Origin of the sequence: Pseudomonas subflava (genome assembly GCF_023823685.1) — a bacterium.
GTDB classification, from domain to species: Bacteria; Pseudomonadota; Gammaproteobacteria; order Pseudomonadales; family Pseudomonadaceae; genus Aquipseudomonas; species Aquipseudomonas subflava.
This window is the reverse complement of sequence record NZ_JAMXBF010000014.1, coordinates 144099-165504: the sequence shown is the minus strand read 5'-3', so window position 1 is coordinate 165504 and position 21406 is coordinate 144099. Positions and strand designations below refer to the sequence as shown.

Sequence of the window (21406 nt, the reverse complement as noted above, 5' to 3'; positions counted from 1 at the left end):
ACATGAGCAGCCTGCGCACCCTCCCCATCAGCCGGCGTCTGTGGCTGATCCTGCTGTCGTCCATCCTCATGCTCCTGGCCCTGACCGGGCTGATGCTGCAGCAGATCCATGACGATCTCTATCGAGCCAAGGCCCTCAAGACTCGCCACGTGGTGGAGAGCGCGCTCGGCGTGCTCAAGCACTACCAGGGCCTGGAGGCCGGCGGCCTGGCCCGCGAGGAAGCGCAGAAGCAGGCCATGGAGGTGATCCGCGGCCTGCGCTACGACCAGGACGACTACTACTGGATCAACGACATGACCCCGGTGATGGTCATGCACCCGACCAATCCCAAGCTGGAGGGCCAGAACCTCTCCGGGCTGAAGGACCCGGACGGTAAATTCCTGTTCAACGAGATGGTGGCCATCGCCAGGAAGCAGGGCTCTGGCCAGGTCGACTACCGCTGGCCCAAGCCGGGCTCCGACGAGCCGGTGCCGAAGATTTCCTACGTCGAGCTGTTCCAGCCCTGGGGCTGGATACTCGGCTCGGGCATCTATGTCGACGATGTACAACAGGAATTTCGCGACCAGGCCCTGCGCGCCGTCGGCATCCTGATCGTCATCACCCTGCTGCTGGGCGCCCTGGTGCTGCTGATCAACCGCAGCATCGCCCGGCCGCTGGACGAGGCGGTCGGCGCCATGGCCAACATCGCCAGCGGCGAAGCCGACCTGACCCGCAGCCTGGATAACCACGGCCGCGACGAGCTGACCGCCCTGGGCGGCCACTTCAATGCCTTCACCGGCAAGCTGCGCGGGGTGATCGGCCAGTCGCTGCAGACCTCCGGCAGCCTGGATCAGGCCGCGCGCGACCTGGGCCAGATCGCCGGCGACGCCCATACCCACAGCCAGCAGCAGTCGCAGCAGATGGAACTGGTGGCCACCGCCATCAACGAGGTCTCCTACGCCGTGCAGGACGTGGCGAAGAACGCCGAGCACGCCGCCAGCGAAGTCCGCCAGGCCGAGCAGCAGGCCCAGCAGGGGCAGCACAACATCGACAGCAGCCTGCGCCAGATCGATCATCTGTCCGAGACCATCGGCCAGGCGGTGCAGGTGATCGAGAACCTGGCCCAGGAGAGCACCCAGATCGGCAGCGTGCTGGAGGTGATTCGCTCCATCGCCGAGCAGACCAACCTGCTGGCGCTCAACGCCGCCATCGAGGCGGCCCGCGCCGGCGAGGCGGGTCGCGGCTTTGCCGTGGTGGCGGACGAGGTACGCGCACTGGCCAGCCGCACCCAGCAGAGCACCCAGGAAATCCAGGGCATGATCGACCGCCTGCAGGGCAACTCGGAGGCCGCGGTCAAGGTGATCAACGCCAGCAGCCAGGCGTCCCGGCAGACCGTTGACCTGGCCCGCCAGGCCGGAGAGAGTCTCGCCCATATCGCCGCCGCCCTGCGCAACCTGACGGGTTTGAACGCTTCCATCGCCAGTGCCACGCTGCAGCAGTCGCACGTAGTCGACGATATCAACCACAATGTCACCCAGGCGGCCACGCTGGCCCACGAGAACGCCCTGGCGGCGGATCGCTCCAGCGAGGCCAGCCAGCGCCTCGGCCAGTTGGCCGGGCAGCTCAACGGGCTATTGGGGCAATTCCGGGTATGAGGTGTCGATGAGCAGTATGGAGCACCAGGAGGTCGATCTCGGCCAGCAACAGAACCAGGACCTGATCTGGGACCTGGACAGCATCGCCCGACGCGAGCTGGCCGAGCGCTTCATCATGCTGTTCGAGAACCGCCTGTGCGTGTATTCGGAGTCCACCCGCCAGCTGTACACCAACTACAACCTGCACTTTCCCAGCGACTACGGGCGCAAGATGGTGGTGCTGCCCAATCCCTACGCCTTCCACGACACCCTGCACGGCATCGACCCGGCTGCGGTGCGCAAGACCGGTCTGTGCGTGCTGCCCGGGGTCGTGCTGGGCAAGCCGGGGCTGCTGCTCACCACGCAGATGAAGGAAGGCAGCCCGGCGCCCAAGACCATGGCCTTCAAGCCGGCGCTGGCGCAGATCATCAGCAACCAGAAGAAAATCGGCGACGTGTTCCTGCCGATCCTGATGAAGGGCGACCTGCGCGAGTTCGACCAGAAGATGCCCTATATCCACCTGCATCGCCTGCAGGTGCAGCGCCTCACCCGCCTCTCCTCGTTCGAGCGCGACGACATCCAGCAGACCATCACGCGCAAGCTGCTGATGCTCTATCGCCAGGCCGATTCGCTGGGCTGTTGATCCGCGCATACCGATTGCTGGCGTCAATAACCTGATATTCACGCCGCTGTGGACGCCCACTGTCTGTGCCGCAGGCCGCGCGGGCGGCCGCGAGCCGCCGTTTCGACAGAGAACTGCGCAATTTTTCGCCATCATGGCCGCTTGCCATCGTCTGCGCGGCTTGGCATAAACGTTCCCCATAAGAAATAACCACAGGGATGTTGATGTCATGCGAGTCCTGCGCCGCGTAGTTGGCCTGATCCTGTTGCTTGCCCTCGGCGCCCTGGCGGTCGTCCTCTACTACATCGCACGGCCCAACCTGCCGGTCTTCGACAAACCGCAGCAGGTGCATTACCTCGACCAGTGGGACGAGCGGGCCCGGCAGACCTACTACTACACCCCCCAGGGCACCACGGTGAAGGGCCTGCGCTACGACTGGTTCACCGCCCTGGAAATGCCCTTCTCCAGGGACAAGTTCGCCCGTCCCGACTACCTGGCCCGTTTCGGCTTCCTCACCGATCCGCGGCAGCAGCCCGGCGCGCTGAACCCCGGCAACCTGCCGGTGGGTTTCGCCCGCCACCAGGACGACGAGGCCGGCATCCACTACCTCGACATCACCTGCGCCGCCTGCCACAGCGGCGAGCTGCGCTACCAGGGCCAGGCCGTGCGAATCGACGGCGGCGCCGCCCTGCACTCCCTGGCCTCCACGGTGCCGACCCTCAAGGGTGGCGGCTTCGGGCAGGCGATGGGCATGAGCATGGCCTTCACCTACTACAACCCGATCAAGTTCAACCGCTTCGCCAGGACCGTGCTGGGCGACAACTACGAGCAGGGCAAGGACCAGCTGCGCGAAGACTTCAAGACGGTGCTCGACCGCCTGCTCGGCACCGCCTTCAACGACTGGCACCGGGGCCTCTACCCGACCGAGGAAGGCTTCGGCCGCACCGACGCCTTCGGCCGCATCGCCAACAGCGTGTTCGGCGACGCCATCGACGAGAGCAACTATCGCGTCGCCAACGCCCCGGTCAGCTACCCGCAGGTCTGGGACATCTGGAAGTTCGACTGGGTACAGTGGAACGGCTCGGCCATGCAGCCGATGGCGCGCAACATCGGCGAGGCCCTCGGCGTAGGCGCCACCCTGCACCTGTTCGACGAGAACGGCGCGCGACTGCCGGAAGACGAGCGCTATCCCTCCAGCGTGCGCCTGCACGACCTCTACACCCTGGAAGAGACGCTCAAGCAGCTGAAGCCGCCGACCTGGCCGGAAGAGGTGCTCGGCAAGGTCGATATCGATCTCGCCAGCCAGGGCCGCGCACTGTTCGCCGAGAACTGCGCCTACTGCCACGCGCCCGACCCGGTGCCGCCGGATCGTCGCCTGGCGCCGGCGCGCGATCCCGAGTGGCGCATGCGCATCGTGCCGACCCGCATCATCGGCACCGACCCGACCACCGCCGACAACATCGCTGATCACCGCTTCGACATTCGTCGGCTGGGCTGGAAGAAGGCGGAGCTGGCCAGGCTGGACGTGAAGCTGTTCGGCGCGGACCTCGAGGAAGTCGACTTCGCCAGCATTTCCAGCGCCAAGGGCCTGGCCTACGTCACCGCGTACGTGGAGAACCGCGCGTACCACGACGCCGGCATCCAGCCCGCCGAGCGCGCGGACATGGACGGCTACGGCCTGGCCATCGGCGTACAGGAGAAGCGCGGCTACAAGGCGCGACCGCTGCACGGCATCTGGGCCACCCCGCCCTTCCTGCACAACGGCTCGGTGCCCAACCTGTTCCAGCTGCTGTCGCCGGTGGTCGAGCGCGACACCCGGTTCTGGGTCGGCAACTTCGAGTACGACCCCAAGCGCGCGGGCTTCCTCACCGGAGAGTTCAAGGGCGGCTTCCTGTTCGACACCGGCGTGACCGGCAACGGCAACCGCGGCCACGAGTTCCGCGACGGTTGCCGCAACGAGGGGGTGATCGGCCGCTTCCTGGAGCCCCAGGAGCGCTACGCGCTGATCGAATACCTCAAGGTGATGGGCGACGCCCGGCTGGAGAGCCGGCTCGAACCCGCCGAAAGCCGCCCATGGACGCCCGGCCCCAACTGCCAGAACAACAATTAAGGATTCGCTGCCATGCTCAAACGCTTCTGGCTCTGGCTCGGCCGCCTCGTCGGCCGTCTGCTGTTGATTCTCGTGGTGGTCGGCGCCCTCGGCTGGGGCCTCGGCGAGGCCTACTACGCCTGGAAATTCTCGGGCCCCGTGTCGACCGAGGAGGAGATTCCCAAGGACGAGGCGGCGATGACCCAGGGGATCATCGAGGACGCCATCCGCATCGTCGAACAGCACCGCGACAACACCCGCGTGCTGCGCGACGCCCATGCCAAGGCCCACGGCTGCGTGAAGGCCGAAATGACCGTGCTGCAGAACCTGGTGCCGGAGCTGCGCCACGGCGTACTGGTCGAGCCGGGCAAGACCTGGCAGGCGTGGATGCGCCTGTCCAACGGCAACGCCTACCCGCAGTTCGACAGCGCCCGCGACGCCCGCGGCATGGCCATCAAGCTGCTCGACGTGCCCGGCGAGAAGCTGCTCAGCAGCAAGGCGACCGCCGGCGACCAGGACTTCGTGATGTTCAACAACTCGCTGTTCTTCGTTCGCGACGTAGCCGAGTACAAGCAGAACTTCGCCGCCCAGGCCAGCGGCCAAAAGATCCGGGCGTTCTTCCCCAGCCTCGACCCGCGCACCTGGGAGGTCCGCCACCTGTTCATCGCCCTGAAGACCCTGGCCCCGGCGCCGGACAGCCCGGTGGACGCCACCTACAGCTCCATCGCACCGTTCAAGCTCGGCCCGAACAACATCAAGTACCGCGTGGTACCGGACCCGCAGAGCTGCCCGCGCTACGAGCTGCCGGAGCAGAACACCGCCCTGCCCAACTTCCTGCGCAATGCGCTGTACCAGCAGCTCTCGCTGGACCGCGTGCCGGCCTGCTTCGCCCTGCAGGTGCAGCGGCAGAATCCGAACTACTACATGCCCATCGAGGACACCAGTGTGGAATGGAGCGAGGACATCTCGCCCTTCGAGACGGTGGCGACCATCCGCGTAGCGGCGCAGGACTTCGATACCCGCGAGCAGAACCTGTTCTGCGACAACCTCTCCTTCAACCCCTGGCACGCGCTGCCGGAGCACCGGCCGATCGGCGGCATCAACCGCCTGCGCAAGGCGGTGTACGAGGCCGTCAGCGTGTACCGCCACCAGCGCAACGCCGCGCCGCAATCCCGGTAGGGTGTGTGATCGCGCGGCCGTAGGGTGTGCTGTGCGCACAGAGTCGGCCGGACAGGCGTGATCGCTCGAGAAGCTCGCCGACGCAGCGACGTCCACCGCGCCGCCGCAAGCGGTGCGCACGGCACACCCTACGGAGTATGGGTAGGGTGCGCTGTGCGCACCGGCAGCTATGGACGCATCACTGCGCGGCCCGACGCGGCCCCATGATCATCCAGTTGAACAGGCCGAGCAGCGGGAACAGCACCAGCAGCGCCACCCAGAGGATTTTCTGCGGACGCCGGCTGGCGCTGCCCAGTACGTGGGACAGGGCCCAGAGCGTCAACAGCAGATAGAGCAGCGCGGGCACGCCGTAGAACAGCCAGTCCGGCAGGTGCATCAGGCGGTCGAACATCGGCATCTCTCCCGGCAACGATTCCCTTCCTTAGGGTTTCTCCGTCGGGCCCGGGTTCAACCTCGCGGAGCGTTTACAGCCGATCCAGATCGATCACCGCAAAGCTCGCCACCGTGTCATGTCCGTCCAGGCTGCCGCCCTCGCGGGCCACACCGACGGTCTGCAGGCCGGCCAGCCGGGCGGCGTCCAGCTCCTGCACCACATCGGAGAGGAACAGGATCTGCTCGGCCGGCAGGCCGATGGCCTCGGCGATGCTGCGATAGGAACCGGCCTCGCGCTTGGGACCGCTGGTGGTGTCGAAGTAGCCGGAGAACAGCGGGCTCAGGTCGCCGGCCTCGGAACAGCCGAAGATCAGCTTCTGCGCCTGCACCGAGCCGGAGGAATAGACGTACAGTGCGTAGCCGTCCCGATGCCAGCGCCTGAGCGCCTCCACCGCGTCCGGGTAGACATGGCCCTTGAGCTGGCCGGCGGCATAGCCCTGCTGCCAGATCATGCCCTGCAGGGCCTTGAGCGGGGTGGCCTTGCGGTCCTCGGCGATCCACTGCAACAGGATCTCGATCACCCGACCCAGGTCAGCCCCGCCCTCGCCGCTTTCGGCACGCACCGCGTCCAGCTGCGCGGCCACGGCCGGCTCGCCGGCGTGCTCGATGACGAATTGCGGCAGGTGCTCGGCGGCATAGGGGAACAGCACGTCGAAGACGAAGCTCACCGCGCTGGTGGTGCCTTCGATGTCGGTGAGGATGGCTTTGATGGGCATGGATGACTCCTGAAAAAGATGACAACGGGGAGGCGATGTCTACGGCCCTCTCCCCTGGCCCCTCTCCCGCAAGCGGAGAGCGGAGCAACCGACTCGTGCAGCGCTGAACTGCGCCGCCCCGTTCATGGAAGAACACCAGGTTCCCGCCCCCTTCCCTTAGCACTCTCTCGTAAATGGAGAGAAACGGGCGACTCGATGCGGTTACACCGCCCCCTCTCCCATGCGTGGGAGAGGGCTTGGGAGAGGGTAAACAGTCCGGCCTCACACGCGGGAAGGGATAGAGCGCCTCAGTCCTCCAGACGCGGAAAACGGCCGGCGATCTCGTCGCCGGTGAAGTTGGCGACCCAGCCCTCGGGGTTGTTGAACAGGCGGATCGCCACGAAGTGCGGGAATTCGCCCATGTCGAACCAGTGGCGGGTGCCGGCCGGCACCGAGATCAGGTCGTTCTTCTCGCACAGCACGGCGTAGACGTAGTCGTCGATATGCAGGGTGAACAGCCCGCGGCCGGCGACGAAGAAACGCACCTCGTCCTCGCCATGGCGATGCTCGTCGAGGAACTTGGCGCGCAGCTCGTCCTTCTGCGGGTGGTCCTTGTTCAGGCTGACCACATCGACGGTGACGTAGCCACGCTCGCTCATCAGTTTGTCGATCTGCGGGCGGTAGGCGGCGATCACCTCGTCCTGGCCGGCGCCGGGCTGGATCGGCGCACTGGCCTGCCAGCGCTCGAAGTGCACGCCGACCTCGGCCAGCGTGGCGGCGATGTCCTCGGCATGGGTCAACACCTTGTTCGGCACGTCGGGGCTGGACTGGTGGTAGACGGTCAGGCTGCTCATGGTCGGTCTCCGGCCCATCGGGCTCATGTTCTGTCGGTGCGTTCGTGCGCACCGGAGGATGGCGTCAGCGCTGCAGGGCGCGCACCTTCAGCTCGCACTCGAAGAGGAATTCGAAGGCCTCGACCTGGCGCAGGCAGTCGGCCATGGTCGCGCCCCAGGTGTACAGGCCGTGGCCGCGAATCAGGTAGCCGACGCAGTCGGCATGCTCGTCGAGCCAGGGTTGTACCCGGGAGGCCAGGCGGGCGATGTCCTGGTCGTTGTCGAAGATCGGCACCAGCACCTGACTCTCATGGGTGGAAATCCCGGCGAAGGCCTTCTGCAACTCGTAATCGGCGAACACCAGGGAATCGGCCAGCGTCATGCGCGACAGCACGGTGGCGTTGACCGAGTGGGTGTGCAGCACGGCGCCGATCTCCGGTTTCCAGCGGTACAGCTGGGTGTGCAGCAGGGTCTCGGCCGAGGGCTTCTTGCCCGGCTCCAGGCTGTTGCCGTCGAGGTCGGTGGCCAGCACGTCGCCCTCGCCCAGCTCGCCCTTGTGCTTGCCGGAGACGGTCAGCAGCGCCTGGTCGGCCGCCAGGCGCGCCGAATAGTTGCTGCTGGTGGCCGGCGACCAGCCGCGGCCGTACAGGAAGCGCCCGGCCTCGATGATCTGCCGGGTCAGTTGTTCACGGTTCATGCCCGCTCCTCGCGCAAACGGATGGCAATGATAAAGGCCGCGGCCAGGGCGACCAAGCTGGCGATGGCGAAGGTCAGGCTCGGACCGAGGCCGACCCAGCTGTAGCCGGCGTACAGCGCGCCCAAGGCGCCCCCGGTGCCGGCCAGTGCCGCATACAGCGCCTGGCCCTGGCCCTGCTGATTGGGGCCGAAGCTGCGCTGGACGAAATGGATGGCGGCGGCGTGGAAGCTGCCGAAGGTGGCGGCGTGCAGCAGCTGGGCGAACAGCAGCACGCCCAGCTGATCGGCCAGGTTGCCCACCAGCAGCCAGCGCAGCGATGCCAGCGCGAAGCTGGCCGCCAGCACCCAGCGCACCGAGAAGCGCGTGAGGATGCGTGCCATGAACAGGAACAGCACGATCTCCGCCACCACACCCAGCGCCCACATCTGGCCGATGAAGCCGCGCTCATAGCCGAGCTGTTCCAGGTGCAGGGTGAGGAAGGTGTAGTACGGCCCGTGTGACAGCTGCATCAGGCAGACACAGAGAAAGAACGCCGGCACGCCCGGACGCAGCAGCTGGGCGAGGAAACCGCCCTCGCCGCCCTGCCCGGCCCGTGCCTGCGGTACCGCGTTGGGCACCCACAAGGTGCCGACCAGGATGCCGGCGAGGATCAGCACCACCATGGCCGGAAACAGTCCCGGGCTGAAGCGCTCGAAGAGCTCGCCCAGGCCGATCACCGCGACGATGAAGCCGATCGAGCCCCACAGGCGAACCTGCGAATAGCGCGCGGTCTGCTCCTGCAGGTGGGCCAGGGTAATCACCTCGAACTGCGGCAGCACGGCGTGCCAGAAGAACGCGTGCAGCGCCATCACCAGGGCCAGCCAGGCGTAGCTCTGGTCGACGAAGATCAGGGCGAAGCTGAGCAGCGTGCACAGCGCGCCGAAGCGCACGATGCGCAGGCGCTGGCCGCTGCGGTCGCCCAGCCAGCCCCACAGGTTGGGCGCCAGGCAGCGCATCAGCATGGGAATGGCTACCAGCTCGCCGATGCGCGCCGGCGAGAAGCCCAGGTGCTGGAAGTACAGCGGCAGGAAGGGCGCGGTGGCGCCCAGCATCGCGAAGTAGAAGAAGTAGAACGCGGACAGCCGCCAGTACGGCAGCGGCTGACCGGTCACAGCTGCGGCAGTACCGGAGTGCTGACTCGCACGTCGGCGTTCTGTGCGCGGTGGCGCAGCAGGTGGTCGAGCAGCACGATGGCCATCATCGCCTCGGCGATCGGCGTGGCGCGGATGCCCACGCAGGGGTCATGGCGGCCCTTGGTGATCACGTCTACCGGGTTGCCGTCGACATCGATGGAGCGGCCCGGAGTGGTGATGCTGGAGGTCGGCTTCAGCGCCAGGTGAGCGACGATCGGCTGGCCGCTGGAAATGCCGCCGAGGATGCCGCCGGCGTTGTTGCTGAGGAAGCCTTCGGGCGTCAGCTCGTCGCGGTGTTCGGTGCCGCGCTGGGCCACGCAGGCGAAACCGGCGCCGATCTCCACGCCCTTGACCGCGTTGATGCTCATCAGCGCGTGGGCCAGGTCCGCGTCCAGGCGGTCGAAGATCGGCTCGCCCAGGCCCGGCATCACGCCTTCGGCGACCACGGTGATCTTGGCACCCACGGAATCCTGGTCACGGCGCAGCTGGTCCATATAGGCCTCAAGCGCAGGCACCTTGTCCGGGTCGGGGCTGAAGAAGGCGTTCTGCTCGACGCTGTCCCAGGTCTTGAACGCAATCTCGATCGGGCCGAGCTGGCTCATGTAGCCACGCACCTGGATGCCCAGGCCGGCCAGCACCTTCTTGGCCACGGCGCCGGCGGCGACGCGCATGGCGGTCTCGCGGGCCGAGCTGCGGCCACCGCCACGGTAGTCGCGGATGCCGTATTTGTGGTGGTAGGTGTAGTCGGCGTGGGCCGGGCGGAACAGGTCCTTGATCGCCGAGTAGTCCTTGGACTTCTGGTCGGTATTGCGGATCAGCAGGCCGATCGGGCAACCGGTGGTCTTGCCCTCGAACACCCCGGAGAGGATCTCGACTTCGTCGTCTTCCTGGCGCTGGGTGGTGTGGCGGCTGGTGCCCGGTTTGCGGCGGTCAAGGTCACGCTGTAGGTCTTCCAGGGACAACTCGATGCCCGGCGGGCAACCGTCGACGATGGCCACCAGGGCCGGGCCATGGCTCTCGCCGGCGGTGGTGACGGTGAACAGCTTGCCGTAGGTGTTGCCGGACATGCAGGGCGCTCCGCGAAATCTGCCTCGAACAAAGGTCGGCGAGTATAGCGCCGGTGCCGGGTCAGTTCACCTGCGAAGGCGCATCGCCAGGCTGCAGTTGCGCCGAAAGCTGCCGATAATGCCTGTACGCACGCCCAAGGACGCCGCGAATGAACGACACCGACGCCCCACAACCCGAAGAACAGGCCGAACAGGCCCCGCAGCCGCATCCCTGGGAGGGGCTGCAGGCCGAACATTTCCAGCTGCTGCGCCTGGCACCGCTGCCGGCGGACCGCAGCAGCGGCCTGCGCCCGCTGCGTTTCGTCCGGCTCGGCCGGGCCGAGCGCCACAGCAGCGCCCAGAGCCTGCTGCGCCTGACGGTCGACCTGCCCGGTCAGCGCCTGCGCCGTGAGCAGAACGTGCTGGAGGTGTGGGTCGACCATCGCAACCGCGAAGTCCGCTTCGGCGCCGACCAGGGCCTGCAGATCGAGCCGCTCGACCGCGGCCTGGGGCGCTTCCTGCTGGCCCAGGGCATCGCCTGGGCACGCCAGCGCTGGGGCAGCTACACGGTCGAAGGCGGCGCCCTGGCGGTGAAGGACGTGCTCAGCGAAGACGCCCGCCTGCGCCGCGATCACTTCCTGCGCATCCAGGGCTTCGACGTGGCCTACCAGGACCTAGCCCAGGTCAAGGCCAGCTACAGCGCCAGCCGGGTCAGCGTGCTCAATCCGGAGTGGAATCAAGACAAGGTGCAGGTCATCGACCTGCTCGACTGCGGCGCCATGCTGCAGCAGGCCGACCAGAACCTGCACGAGCAGCAGGTGAAGATCACCAAGCTGGAGCGCCGTATCGACCTGTTCAAGCGCGAAGACAGCGGCCTGCGCTTCACCATCGCCTGCCTGGTGGCGCTGGCGCTGTTCCAGGCCGGCCTGCTGATCTGGATCGCCACTCGCTAAACCGCGGAGATTCGGGCGCATCGTAGGGCGGCCTCGCTCGCGAAGCGAGCAGCCCGCCAAGACCACTCGATGCCCCGCATTCTGTACCCCGGATGCAATCCGGGGAATGCAGGAAACTCCGCTCCCGGATTGTATCGGGGCTACCAGCGGGCAGCCCGTCCGAGTCTCAGCCCTTGGCTCGCGAGCGGAACAGCTTCTGGTATTCGCGGCATTGCGCCGCCGCCAGCAGAAACACGCCCTGCCCGCCCTGTTCGAACTCCAGCCAGGTGAAGTCCACTTCCGGGTACAACGCCTCGACGTGGACCTGGCTGTTGCCCACCTCGACGATCAGCAACCCCTTCTCGCTCAGATGATCCGCCGCCTCGGCCAGCATGCGCCGCACCAGGTCCAGGCCGTCATCGCCGCAGGCCAGCCCCAGCTCCGGCTCGTGATGGTACTCGGCCGGCATGTCGGCAAAGTCCTCGGCATCCACGTAGGGCGGGTTGGAAACGATCAGGTCGAAACGCTGCCCCGGCAGGCCGTCGAAACCGTCGCCCTGAACGGTGTAGACCCGCTCATCCAGCTCGTGCCGCTCGATGTTCTGATTGGCCACTTCCAGCGCATCGAACGACAGGTCGCCCAGCACCACCTCGGCCTCGGGGAAGGCATATGCGCAGGCGATGCCGATGCAGCCGGAGCCAGTGCACAGGTCGAGGATGCGCATGGGCTCGGTCGGCAGCCAGGGCTCGAAGCGCTGGCCGATCAGCTCGGCGATGGGCGAGCGCGGCACCAGCACGCGCTCGTCGACCAGGAACGGCAAGCCACAGAACCAGGCCTCGCCCAGCAGGTAGGCGGTCGGTACGCGCTCCTCGACGCGGCGGCGAATCAGCGCCAGCAGGTGCTGCTGTTCGTCTTCTTCCAGGCGGCAATCCAGGTAGCCTTCGGCGATCTCGAACGGCAGGTGCAGCGCGCCCAGCACCAGCTGGCGAGCGTCGTCCCAGGCGTTGTCGGTGCCGTGACCGAAGAACAGGCCGGCCTCGTGAAAACGGCTGACGGCCCAGCGGATATGGTCGCGCACGGTGCGCAGGCGGGATGGGGACACGGTGGATACCTCGAAAATCGGTGCGCGATTCTAGCAGGCCGAAGCGCATGTGCTCCCCGGTGTGTCGCTTGCTGCAGGCCGCGGCCGGTCGCACGCACGCGACCGAAGCAGCGGAAGAGGTTCACATATGCGCCTGGCGAGCAGAGAATAGACGCATCGCCGTTACAGGAGCCCACCCATGTCCGACCCCAAAACCCTGTTCCAACTGCTCGGACGCGGTTATGCCCCGGCCACCCTCGGCAAGGCCACTCTGCTGGTCATCGATGCCCAGGAGGAATACCGCAGCGGCGTGCTGCAGTTGCCGGACGTGGCGTCCGCCACCGAGGAAATCGGCAGCCTGCTGCTGGCCGCACGCAACATCGGTGCGCCCGTCGCGCATGTGCGCCATCTCGGCATTCCCGGCGGGCTGCTCGATCCCCAGGGCCCGCGCGGGCATTTCATCGACGGGCTGGCACCGCTGAATGGCGAGCCGGTCATCGAAAAGCGACTGCCCAATGCCTTCGCCGGCACCGACCTGCACGAGCGCCTGCAGCAGCTCGGCCATCTCGACCTGATCATCTGCGGCTTCATGACCCACTCCAGCGTCAGCACCACCGTGCGTGCCGCCAAGGATTACGGCTACCGCTGCACCGTGGTCGACGCCGCCTGCGCCACCCGCGACCTGCCCTATGACGGCGAGCTGATTCCCGCCCGCGCCCTGCACCGCATGGCCCTGGCGGCCCTCGCCGACAACTATGCGATGGTAGTGCCCCAGGCCCGCGCACTGATCTAGGAAGGCCGTTCGCGGCCGCTATCCGCGAGAGGCTTCGCCTCCGCGGGCAGTGACCCGGAACCCCTGCCGACGGGGCCGGTCATAGCGCCGGTAGCCCAAAGGAGAACGGAATGAAGTTGTCCGACGATGGATTCGATGCACGCCGCCTCCGACCGCGCGGCTCGGCGTTCTGGCGCTGGCGTTTTCTCGCCGCACTCGCCGCGCTGTTCGCCGCGTTCGGCGTGATGCTCACCATGGCGGGCGCGGCCACCCTGCTCGGCCGTCCGCCGGCCCTGGGGCCGCTCAACGACAGTATCGGTGCCGCCATCGTCCTGCTGCTGTTCGGCCTGCTCCTGCTGTGGGGCGGCGTCAACGTCTGGCGCCGCTGTCGTCGGCGCATGCGCCGACAGCACGGCAGCGAGCTGAGCATGTCGCCGGGGCTGCTGAAAAAGCGCGGCTGATGCCGGTACACTGGCCTCATCCGTGGAGGCCTTTCATGCAAGACGACGATTTTTCCCTGTTCCATTCCGCCGTGCGCGGGGTCAAGCCGATCAGCCACGATCGGGCCGACACCGGCAAGCCCAAGGCCGACCGCCAGCGCATCAGCACCCTGCGTCAGGCCGCCACGGTGAAGACCGATGAGGTTCGGGTCGATGGCCTCTCCGACCAGTTCGTCATCGATGTGGGCGCCGAGGACGAACTCTACTGGGCCCGCGACGGCGTGCAGGACGGCCAGATGCGCAAGCTCAAGGCCGGCCAGGTGGCCTTCGAAGGCAGCCTGGACCTGCACGGCATGACCGTGGAGAAAGCCCGCGAGACGCTCTGGGAATTCTTCGCCGAAGCCGCCCGCATGGAAGTCCGCTGCGTGCGGGTGACCCACGGCAAGGCCGTGCGCACCGACGGCAAGCGGCCGATGATCAAGAGTCACGTCAACACCTGGCTGCGCCAGCACCCGCAGGTGCTGGGCTTCGCCTCCTGCATCGCCAAGCACGGTGGCGCCGGCGCGGTGTACGTGCTGCTCAAGCGCACCATGCTCGAGGGCCGTGACGAGTTCTAGGTTTCGCAGGAACACCCGTACTGGGCGAGTTGTGAAGCGGCGGTTCGCGCATTCATAAAACTACGCACCGCCTCCCCTCAACTTCACAAATCGCTCCCAGACGTCAGGAGCGGTTTCGAGTTGGGAGACACCTTCTAGTAAAAGGGAAAACTTCGAATTGGCTCTGGCCTCCCGCTCTATACGCTCGATGAACTCGGCCCCATGAAGGAACAACAAATCCTCAATAGGGCCGGCCGCCAACAGCGCTTGCACCTGAGCTGGTGGATCAAGCTGCAGGATGTCGAGAATGGCACTCCAAGCGGCATCTGGGCTGTTAGCCACCAGCCACAGCATTTCATCGAAGGCGATGATGTATGGATTCTCTGGCTCCGAATATTTGCCTTGAAATGAGGCTATCTCGGCCCAGGATATCCAGTCAGTTACAAGCTGCTGCGGGGGATAGGGAGCCATTGGTCGTCCTTGACACCAATCTTGAAGTCACTCTACCCAGTCAGGGTCATCGAAAGCCAAAAAACCACTAGGCTGGATGCATTCGAACGTGCAGAGGGTGTCGTCGTAGCAGTAGTTGCCTGGCGCAAACCTTGTATGCACTAGGATCATTCTATCTAAAGGGGCTGGGGTATTTGGGGATGATGCAAAGGTGAGTACCACGAACCCCTGTCGTCATTGCGAAGGATGTAGCGGGGTACATTTCCAGCAGCAAGCTCGGCCAACGCAATCTGCTGGAGTGCATGAGGAAACTGAGTCCACATCTGGTCGGCAATAGGATCGCCAAGACCTTTGCCGTCCCAGTAGAGCGGGCTTACAGATAGGGTTGTAGGACCAAGCTGTTCGACGGGCATCCAGAGCTCCTTGCCGGACTTTCCCAGATTGGGCAGATTTCTACATTCTGCCACTGTTTATTGGACTGCGATCTGGCTGGAGAGCTAGGTTAATAGTCTTTGAGGCTTTGGGAGCAGAAGTGCTGATTTTTCATAAGGCCTAGCTCTACAGCGGCTCTGTGGCCCGCTTCCACAACTGCCCAGAGCGGACGATCTGGCAGTGATAGCAGGCACTTTGTTTGCCATCTTTGTTGTACCACTCATGTTCACCACCAGCTTTTTCGCAGTCTTCACCCTTGGCCGCGAACCCCAGGTCGATCAGAACCCATGGTAGGTATCCGCGAAGCCAAGTTCTGATTCTGTATGGCTGACGACTCGTGCGCGACATTTGGGCCCTCTCAGCGGAAAAAGATGCAGATTAGGCCCATAGCGAGCATTGCCATGGAGCTCCAAGAGGAGACGCGTGCGGCCCAGAAGGCGAACAGGGCAAGGGGGCTTATAGTGAGGGGAGGCAGCGAAACACATGGCAGTAGAAAGCGGGTATTCAGGGTGCTTACCGTGCTGCTAAGGCCCAGCTCAGGATTACCTTTCTGTAGAAGAGCGGAGCTAGCATCAGGGTCATTTCTGATAGCAAATCTAAGTAGCGCGGCAAATCCGATGGCCGCCAAAATTAGAGCTGTTGCGCCAGCCAGATAGAGCTCAAAACCCTTTGCGTCCATACCTACCTGCGCTCTGTCCCAAAAAGCTCCCTAATCACCAGCTTGCCACATTTTTTGAGCTTAATGATGCCTTGAGATGCCCTGTTTTGCTGGCTTTCAGCATCGACGAGGAAAGGCGCCACTTTTTCGTGCTGCACAGACGCTCTTCGTACGCAAGCTACTGCGCCGGAAAGCGCGGCGCGTACTCTTCCCGTTCCACCCGCAGGCCGTTCACCACGAACGACACCGCGTGGTAGAAGCCGACCAGCAGCAGGCACTCGATCAGTTGCTCGTCGCTGAAGTGCACGCCCAGGCGCCGCCACAACCCTTCATCGACCGAGGCGCTGGCGTGCAGGCTGTCCGCCAGTTCCAGCAGCGCCCGCTCGGCCTCACTCCATAGGCTGGGATCAATACGGCCACTGCAGGTATCGGCGATCTGCTCGGCGCTGAAACCGGCCTTGCCGGCGAACGCTGCCACGTGCACGCCCCATTCGTATTCCGCACCGCACAGCGCGGTGGCCCGCAGGATCAGCAGTTCGCGCTCGCGCAGCTCGATGCTGCCACGGTCCAGCAGGCCGCCAGCGAGCATGCGCTGCAATGCGCGCGGGTTGTGCGCCATGCTGCGGAACAGCTTGAGCGGCGGCATACCCGGAGGCATGACGCGGTCGAACGCGGCCTGGATATCGGCGGCATAGGGCGGGTTCAGCGGTTGTACGCGAGGCTGGTTCATCACGAGGACTCCTGTCATGCTACGAAATAAGTAGCATGCAGACGCTACTCCGCTACTAAAAAAGAAGCAAGGAGCGAGAATGAGCTTTCCCCAACTCGGCGATCCGGTACGCGGCTCCAGCAGCGGCCGGCCGATCATGGCCCTGCTCGACCTGCTCGGCCGCCGCTGGAGCCTGCGCGTGCTCTGGGAGCTGCACCAGGCGCCGGCCAGCTTCCGCGAGCTGCAGGCACGCTGCGAAGGGGTTTCACCCTCGGTGCTCAATACACGCCTGGGCGAGCTGCGCGAGGCACGGTTGCTGGAGAACGGCGAGCGTGGCTACCAGCTTTCCGCGCTGGGCGTGGAGCTGGTACAACGCTGTCTGCCGCTGGCCTTGTGGGCCGAGGACTGGGCCGCCCAGCTACCGCAGCGGCCGGAAAAGTAAACCGCGCTGGCGTATTACGCTCTTGCCAGCTCTCCGGCCGCGCCCTACCCTGCGCCCCTGAGCATCAACCCCCACAGGAAGATCCATGTCCCTGGAACAGCAATACACCGCGATTCTCGGCCAGCTTGGCGAGGACGTTTCCCGCGAAGGTCTGCTCGACACCCCGAAGCGGGCGGCCAAGGCCATGCAGTACCTCTGCCGCGGCTACCAGCAGACCCTGGAAGAAGTCACCAACGGCGCGCTGTTCAGCTCCGACAGCAGCGAGATGGTGCTGGTGAAGAACATCGAGCTGTACTCGCTGTGCGAACACCACCTGCTGCCTTTCATCGGCAAGGCTCATGTGGCCTACATTCCCAACGGCAAGGTGCTGGGCCTTTCCAAGGTGGCGCGCATCGTCGACATGTACGCCCGTCGCCTGCAGATCCAGGAGAACCTCAGCCGGCAGATCGCCGAGGCCATCCAGCAGGTCACCGGCGCCCTGGGCGTCGCCGTGGTCATCGAGGCGCAGCACATGTGCATGATGATGCGCGGCGTGGAGAAGCAGAACTCCTCCATGGTCACCTCGGTGATGCTCGGCGAATTCCGCGCCAACGCCGCCACCCGCAGCGAGTTCCTCAGCCTGATCAAGGGCTGAGCCGCCGCGCGGTACCCGAAAGCCGGCCCTGCGCCGGCTTTTTCATGCCTCAGTGGTCGCGGCCATTCCAGGGCACGACCTTGAACGGCGACAGATCGACCCCGTCCAGGCAGCGCGCATTGACCGCCGCCATCGGGCTGCCATCCGGGCCCTGGGCCTCGCTGAAGGGCGAGCAGCCACAGACGTCGCAGAAGTGATGGGCGATCTTGCGGGTATTGAAGCGGTAGGTCGGCAGCTCGCCGGACGGCGCTTGCAGCTGCAGCTGGTCACGGCCGACGAACCACAGCAGCCCGCCGCGCTTGCTGCACAGCGAGCAGTTGCACTCGGTAAGGCTGTCGATCTCGCCGCTCACGCTGAAACTGATCTTGCCGCAGTGGCAACTCCCTGGATAACGCATGGCCGGCACTCCTGTGCGATGGGACAGGCTGCACGCTAGCTCGCCGGCACCGGGCTCGCCAGGCGAATCGACATCCGGCGCTGCCAAGACGGGACAACTCGGGTACCCTGCCGCCCCTTTCATCACTCAGCAGGAATGAACCGGCGATGCTTATCAAGGCACTGCGGATCGGCCTCGGCCAGATCATCATCTTTCTCGACCTCATCACCCGCCCGCGCAAGCTCAAGCGCAGCCCGCAGGATCAGGCCCGGGTCGAGAGCGCCGCCAGGAATCTTTCGCTGTACCAGTTCCACGCCTGCCCGTTCTGCGTGAAAACCCGCCGCGCCCTGCACCGCCTGAACGTACCGGTGGCGCTGCGTGACGCGAAGAACGACGAAGCCCGCCGCCAGGAACTGCTGGAACAGGGTGGCAAGGTGCAGGTGCCCTGCCTGCGCATCGAGGAGTCCGGCGAAGTGCGCTGGCTGTACAAGTCCAAGGCCATCGGCGCCTACCTGAACGAGCGTTTCGCCGCCCGGTAAGCAGCTGAAGCGGGCCCGCCGGGGCCCGCTCCATCAGACCTCAGCCAAACATGCTCACGTGGCGCGGGTGGCTGGCGACCCGGTCGAGCCAGGCGTTGATCGCCGGATAACCCGAGAGGTCGAAGCCGCCTTCGTCCGCCACGTGGGTGTAGGCGTACAGGGCGATGTCGGCCAGGGTGAACTGGTCGCCCACCAGATACGGCGTGCGCTCGAGCTGCTGCTCCATCACCTTGAAAGCCTTGTGGCCGCCCTTATGGCAGTTCTCGTACTCAGCACGGCGCGCCTCCGGCAGGCCCTGGTACAGCTGGATGAAGCGCGCCACCGCCACGTAGGGTTCGTGGCTGTACTGCTCGAAGAATTGCCACTGCAGCATCTGCGTGCGCAGGCGCGGCTCGGCCGGGAGGAACTCGCTGCCATCGGCGAGGAAGTTGAGGATGGCATTGGATTCCCAAAGGAAGGTGCCATCTTCCAGCTCCAGCACCGGAATCTTGCCGTTGGGATTCTTCGCCAGAAACTCGGCGGTCTGCGTCTCGCCCTTGAGGATGTCGATCGGCAGCCACTGGTACTCGTGACCCAGCAGATGAAGCATCAGCTTGACCTTGTAGCAGTTGCCGGAACGGTAATCGCCGTAGACCTTGAACATCGCTATTGCCCTCCTTGCGCTTCACGGATGACCGCCGCCAGGCGACGCAGGCCTTCGCCCAGCTTCTCCGGCGGCACATGGCTGAAATTCAACCGCAGATGACCGGGGTTGGCATCCGGATCGACGAAGAACGGCTCGCCGGGCATGAACGCCACGTTCTGCGCCATGGCCGGCTGCAGCAGGGTGCGGGTGTCCAGCTTGTCGTTCAGGGTCAGCCAGAAGAACAGACCACCCTGCGGCACCTGCCAACTGGCCAGATCACCGAAGTGCTCCTCCAGGGCCACCTGCATGGCGTCGCGGCGTACGCGATAGAAGTGGCGCAGCTCGGCCAGGTGAGCGCTGTACTTCTCGGTGCCGAACCACTGCAGCGCCTGCCACTGACCGATGCGGTTGGTGTGCAGGTCGGCGGCCTGTTTCAGGCGCAGCAGGTGCGGGAACAGATCCGGGCTGGCGATCAGGAAGCCCACGCGCAGGCCCGGCAGCAGGGTCTTCGACACGGTGCCGGTGTAGATCCAGCTGGTGCGCTTGAGGCGGCTGACGATCGGCGTGGCGCTACCGGCGTCGAACACCAGCTCGCGGTACGGTTCGTCCTCGATCAGGGTGACGTCGAACTCGTCGAGCAGCGCCGCCACGGCGTCGCGCTTGGCCTCGCTGTAGCGCACGGCGGAGGGGTTCTGGAAGGTCGGAATCAGGTAGGCGAAGGCCGGCTTATGGTTCTGTAGGCGCTCGCGCAGGGCCTCCAGCTCGGGGCCGTCGGCCTCCTGCGGCACGGTGATGCAGTCGGCGCCGAACAGCTGGAACGACTGCAGCGCGGCCAGGTAGGTCGGCGCCTCAACGAGAATTTCCGTACCCGGATCGATAAACAGCTTGCTGGCCAGGTCCAGGGTCTGCTGCGAACCGCAGGTGATCAGCACCTGACTCGCGTCGCAGGGCACGCCCAGCTTGCGCGCCTCGGCGGCCACTGCCTCGCGCAGCGCTGGCTCGCCCTCGCTCATGCCGTACTGGCCGATGGAGGCCGGCATCTCGCTCCAGTCCACCTTCGGCAGCATCGGTTCGGCCGGCAGGCCGCCGGCGAAGGACATCACCTCCGGACGTTGCGCCGCGGCGAGGATTTCGCGGATCAGGGAGCTTTTCAGGCGGGCAACGCGTTCGGAGAAGGCCATGGGAGAGTCACCGGTAGCACGGGCAGGATAAATTGGGTCAAACTGTTTGACCGAAACTACGACGCCGGGAATGGATACGTCAATATGCTTGACCTGAAAAAGCCGAGCTCGCAGCAGGCCGCCATGGAAGCCTTTTTCTTCGGCTACCAGGCCTTCACCGCCAAGCCCGACGAGATGCTGGCACGCCGTGGTCTGTCCCGCGTGCACCATCGCATCCTGTTCTTCATCGCCCGCTATCCAGGCCTGAGCGTGAAGGAACTGCTCGGCTACCTCGGCGTGACCAAGCAGGCGCTGAACATCCCGCTGCGCCAGCTGCAGGAAATGTCCATGGTCGAGAGCGTCGCCGCCAGCGACGACAAGCGCAAACGCCAGCTCGGTCTCACCACCGAGGGCGCCAGGCTCGAACAGGCGCTGCGCCGCGAGCAGGCGCGGCTGCTGGAGAAGGTCTTCAAGGACGCCGGCGAACCGGCCGTGCGCGCCTGGCTGGCGATCAACCAGGCCCTGGGCAAGGCCCGCCAGGCCGCCGGCGAGGACTGATCAGGCCGCCTGGCTGCCCTCGAGCTCCTTGGCGCCACCGAAGAACACCAGCGCCGAGGCCACCATGGCCGCGAGCAACGGCAATACGCCGATCATCATCAGGATCACCGAGGCCACCAGCACGCCTGCGGCGACATTCAGCCAGGCCAGGACACGCACGGAGGGATAGGCGTTTACCACCTTGAGCAGCACGATGCCCGTCCACAACATCACCAGCCCAAGCAGTGCGAGCAGCGCGAAATAGGTGATCGAAGGCGCGCCGAGGTTGCTCAGCGACGCTTCGCCCCAATACAGCTGGGCGAGCTCCAGCAGCAGGCTCAGTGCCACGCTCAGCCACACCGGCCAGGTCAGGCCACGGGCATCGAAGCGCGCCTCGAGGAACGCCTTCAGGCGCAGTGCCAGATAGCAGCCCAGCAGCGTGCCCGCCAGGCTCAGCCAATCGCCGACCAGGGTCAGCTCGGGAGCGAACGCCAGGCCGATCACCGCCAGCGTGACCACTACATAGGCCAGGTTGAGCCAGCCGAGCCCCCTGAGCTGCCCCGGATTCCAGCCGGACAGCGGGCGCGGTGCCTGGGCGTCGACCAACTCCACCCGCGGCGCGGCATAGGGATTGTTCTGATCCAT

General features: G+C 65.7%; 26 protein-coding genes and 1 pseudogene. 13 read left to right on the top strand and 14 right to left on the bottom strand.

Annotated features, from left to right (window positions below):
- Positions 1-2: 2 nt before the first annotated feature.
- The 5 genes and pseudogenes from NF616_RS21505 to NF616_RS19420 form a co-directional block, all read left to right on the top strand.
- Positions 3-776: pseudogene (locus NF616_RS21505) on the top strand (cache domain-containing protein); the annotation flags it as partial.
- 123 nt (positions 777-899) lie between these two features.
- Positions 900-1634, top strand: coding sequence for a methyl-accepting chemotaxis protein (locus tag NF616_RS21500; protein WP_434091913.1), 735 nt, complete (start codon positions 900-902; stop codon positions 1632-1634).
- Positions 1635-1641: 7 nt separating this feature from the next.
- On the top strand, positions 1642-2256 hold the full coding sequence (locus NF616_RS19430) for a hypothetical protein (RefSeq protein ID WP_252275376.1): 615 nt from the start codon (positions 1642-1644) through the stop codon (positions 2254-2256).
- A gap of 208 nt (positions 2257-2464) precedes the next feature.
- Entirely contained in the window at positions 2465-4345 is a 1881-nt protein-coding gene (locus NF616_RS19425; RefSeq protein WP_252275374.1) for a di-heme-cytochrome C peroxidase, read from the top strand.
- Positions 4346-4357: 12 nt separating this feature from the next.
- Positions 4358-5503 carry a catalase family protein gene (locus NF616_RS19420; protein ID WP_252275372.1) on the top strand — a complete coding sequence of 382 codons (1146 nt, stop codon included), beginning with the start codon at positions 4358-4360 and terminating at the stop codon, positions 5501-5503.
- A gap of 178 nt (positions 5504-5681) precedes the next feature.
- Here the strand turns inward: NF616_RS19420 and NF616_RS19415 are convergent, their stop codons facing one another.
- From NF616_RS19415 to aroC, 6 genes are all read right to left on the bottom strand, one after another.
- Positions 5682-5894 carry a PLDc N-terminal domain-containing protein gene (locus NF616_RS19415; RefSeq protein ID WP_252275371.1) on the bottom strand — a complete coding sequence of 71 codons (213 nt, stop codon included), beginning with the start codon at positions 5892-5894 and terminating at the stop codon, positions 5682-5684.
- Between the two features lie 73 nt (positions 5895-5967).
- Positions 5968-6651: an acireductone synthase gene (gene mtnC / locus NF616_RS19410; protein WP_252275369.1), complete on the bottom strand. Its 684-nt coding sequence runs from the start codon at positions 6649-6651 to the stop codon at positions 5968-5970.
- 287 nt (positions 6652-6938) lie between these two features.
- Positions 6939-7484 (bottom strand): 1,2-dihydroxy-3-keto-5-methylthiopentene dioxygenase, encoded by a 546-nt coding sequence (locus tag NF616_RS19405; protein WP_252275367.1) that lies wholly within the window; start codon positions 7482-7484, stop codon positions 6939-6941.
- Between the two features lie 64 nt (positions 7485-7548).
- Positions 7549-8160 (bottom strand): methylthioribulose 1-phosphate dehydratase, encoded by a 612-nt coding sequence (locus NF616_RS19400; protein ID WP_252275365.1) that lies wholly within the window; start codon positions 8158-8160, stop codon positions 7549-7551.
- Complete coding sequence (locus NF616_RS19395; RefSeq protein ID WP_350493501.1) at positions 8157-9311, bottom strand: MFS transporter; 1155 nt, start codon at positions 9309-9311, stop codon at positions 8157-8159. Before NF616_RS19395 ends, NF616_RS19400 begins: the two co-directional genes overlap by 4 nt.
- Positions 9308-10399 carry a chorismate synthase gene (gene aroC, locus NF616_RS19390; protein WP_252275364.1) on the bottom strand — a complete coding sequence of 364 codons (1092 nt, stop codon included), beginning with the start codon at positions 10397-10399 and terminating at the stop codon, positions 9308-9310. The genes NF616_RS19395 and aroC overlap by 4 nt, the downstream gene beginning before the upstream one ends.
- A gap of 149 nt (positions 10400-10548) precedes the next feature.
- On the opposite strand from aroC, the gene NF616_RS19385 reads away from it, so the two are divergent.
- Positions 10549-11331 carry a hypothetical protein gene (locus tag NF616_RS19385; protein ID WP_252275362.1) on the top strand — a complete coding sequence of 261 codons (783 nt, stop codon included), beginning with the start codon at positions 10549-10551 and terminating at the stop codon, positions 11329-11331.
- 166 nt (positions 11332-11497) lie between these two features.
- On the opposite strand, the gene prmB is transcribed toward NF616_RS19385, so the two are convergent.
- On the bottom strand, positions 11498-12412 hold the full coding sequence (gene prmB / locus NF616_RS19380; protein WP_252275360.1) for a 50S ribosomal protein L3 N(5)-glutamine methyltransferase: 915 nt from the start codon (positions 12410-12412) through the stop codon (positions 11498-11500).
- A 178-nt stretch (positions 12413-12590) separates the two neighbouring features.
- Between prmB and NF616_RS19375 the strand changes: the two genes are divergently transcribed.
- From NF616_RS19375 to NF616_RS19365, 3 genes are all read left to right on the top strand, one after another.
- Positions 12591-13184 carry a cysteine hydrolase family protein gene (locus NF616_RS19375; protein WP_252275358.1) on the top strand — a complete coding sequence of 198 codons (594 nt, stop codon included), beginning with the start codon at positions 12591-12593 and terminating at the stop codon, positions 13182-13184.
- A 110-nt stretch (positions 13185-13294) separates the two neighbouring features.
- Positions 13295-13624: a hypothetical protein gene (locus NF616_RS19370; RefSeq protein ID WP_252275356.1), complete on the top strand. Its 330-nt coding sequence runs from the start codon at positions 13295-13297 to the stop codon at positions 13622-13624.
- Positions 13625-13659: 35 nt separating this feature from the next.
- The gene (locus NF616_RS19365; RefSeq protein WP_252275355.1) at positions 13660-14220 is read left to right on the top strand and encodes a Smr/MutS family protein; all 561 of its coding nucleotides are present in this window, start codon (positions 13660-13662) and stop codon (positions 14218-14220) included.
- Positions 14221-14280: 60 nt separating this feature from the next.
- Here the strand turns inward: NF616_RS19365 and NF616_RS19360 are convergent, their stop codons facing one another.
- The 3 genes from NF616_RS19360 to NF616_RS19350 all read right to left on the bottom strand — a co-directional run bounded on the left by NF616_RS19360 (position 14281) and on the right by NF616_RS19350 (position 16469).
- Complete coding sequence (locus NF616_RS19360; RefSeq protein WP_252275353.1) at positions 14281-14670, bottom strand: DUF6869 domain-containing protein; 390 nt, start codon at positions 14668-14670, stop codon at positions 14281-14283.
- 155 nt (positions 14671-14825) lie between these two features.
- On the bottom strand, positions 14826-15062 hold the full coding sequence (locus NF616_RS19355) for a hypothetical protein (RefSeq protein WP_252275351.1): 237 nt from the start codon (positions 15060-15062) through the stop codon (positions 14826-14828).
- An 855-nt stretch (positions 15063-15917) separates the two neighbouring features.
- Positions 15918-16469 (bottom strand): carboxymuconolactone decarboxylase family protein, encoded by a 552-nt coding sequence (locus NF616_RS19350; protein ID WP_252275349.1) that lies wholly within the window; start codon positions 16467-16469, stop codon positions 15918-15920.
- A gap of 79 nt (positions 16470-16548) precedes the next feature.
- Here NF616_RS19350 and NF616_RS19345 point away from each other — a divergent pair, with 79 nt between their 5' ends.
- Together NF616_RS19345 and folE are read left to right on the top strand one after the other, a co-directional pair.
- Complete coding sequence (locus NF616_RS19345) at positions 16549-16890, top strand: winged helix-turn-helix transcriptional regulator (RefSeq protein WP_252275348.1); 342 nt, start codon at positions 16549-16551, stop codon at positions 16888-16890.
- Positions 16891-16975: 85 nt separating this feature from the next.
- Entirely contained in the window at positions 16976-17524 is a 549-nt protein-coding gene (folE, locus tag NF616_RS19340) for a GTP cyclohydrolase I FolE (RefSeq protein ID WP_252275346.1), read from the top strand.
- A 49-nt stretch (positions 17525-17573) separates the two neighbouring features.
- On the opposite strand, the gene NF616_RS19335 is transcribed toward folE, so the two are convergent.
- The gene (locus NF616_RS19335; RefSeq protein ID WP_252275345.1) at positions 17574-17921 is read right to left on the bottom strand and encodes a GFA family protein; all 348 of its coding nucleotides are present in this window, start codon (positions 17919-17921) and stop codon (positions 17574-17576) included.
- 146 nt (positions 17922-18067) lie between these two features.
- On the opposite strand from NF616_RS19335, the gene NF616_RS19330 reads away from it, so the two are divergent.
- Positions 18068-18439 (top strand): glutaredoxin, encoded by a 372-nt coding sequence (locus tag NF616_RS19330; RefSeq protein WP_252275343.1) that lies wholly within the window; start codon positions 18068-18070, stop codon positions 18437-18439.
- A gap of 40 nt (positions 18440-18479) precedes the next feature.
- On the opposite strand, the gene NF616_RS19325 is transcribed toward NF616_RS19330, so the two are convergent.
- Positions 18480-19082: a glutathione S-transferase family protein gene (locus NF616_RS19325; RefSeq protein WP_252275341.1), complete on the bottom strand. Its 603-nt coding sequence runs from the start codon at positions 19080-19082 to the stop codon at positions 18480-18482.
- A 2-nt stretch (positions 19083-19084) separates the two neighbouring features.
- Positions 19085-20245: an aminotransferase-like domain-containing protein gene (locus NF616_RS19320; protein ID WP_252275339.1), complete on the bottom strand. Its 1161-nt coding sequence runs from the start codon at positions 20243-20245 to the stop codon at positions 19085-19087.
- A gap of 84 nt (positions 20246-20329) precedes the next feature.
- Here NF616_RS19320 and NF616_RS19315 point away from each other — a divergent pair, with 84 nt between their 5' ends.
- Positions 20330-20782, top strand: coding sequence for a MarR family winged helix-turn-helix transcriptional regulator (locus tag NF616_RS19315; protein WP_252275338.1), 453 nt, complete (start codon positions 20330-20332; stop codon positions 20780-20782).
- On the opposite strand, the gene NF616_RS19310 is transcribed toward NF616_RS19315, so the two are convergent.
- Positions 20783-21406, bottom strand: coding sequence for a hypothetical protein (locus NF616_RS19310; protein WP_252275336.1), 624 nt, complete (start codon positions 21404-21406; stop codon positions 20783-20785). It lies immediately after the preceding gene.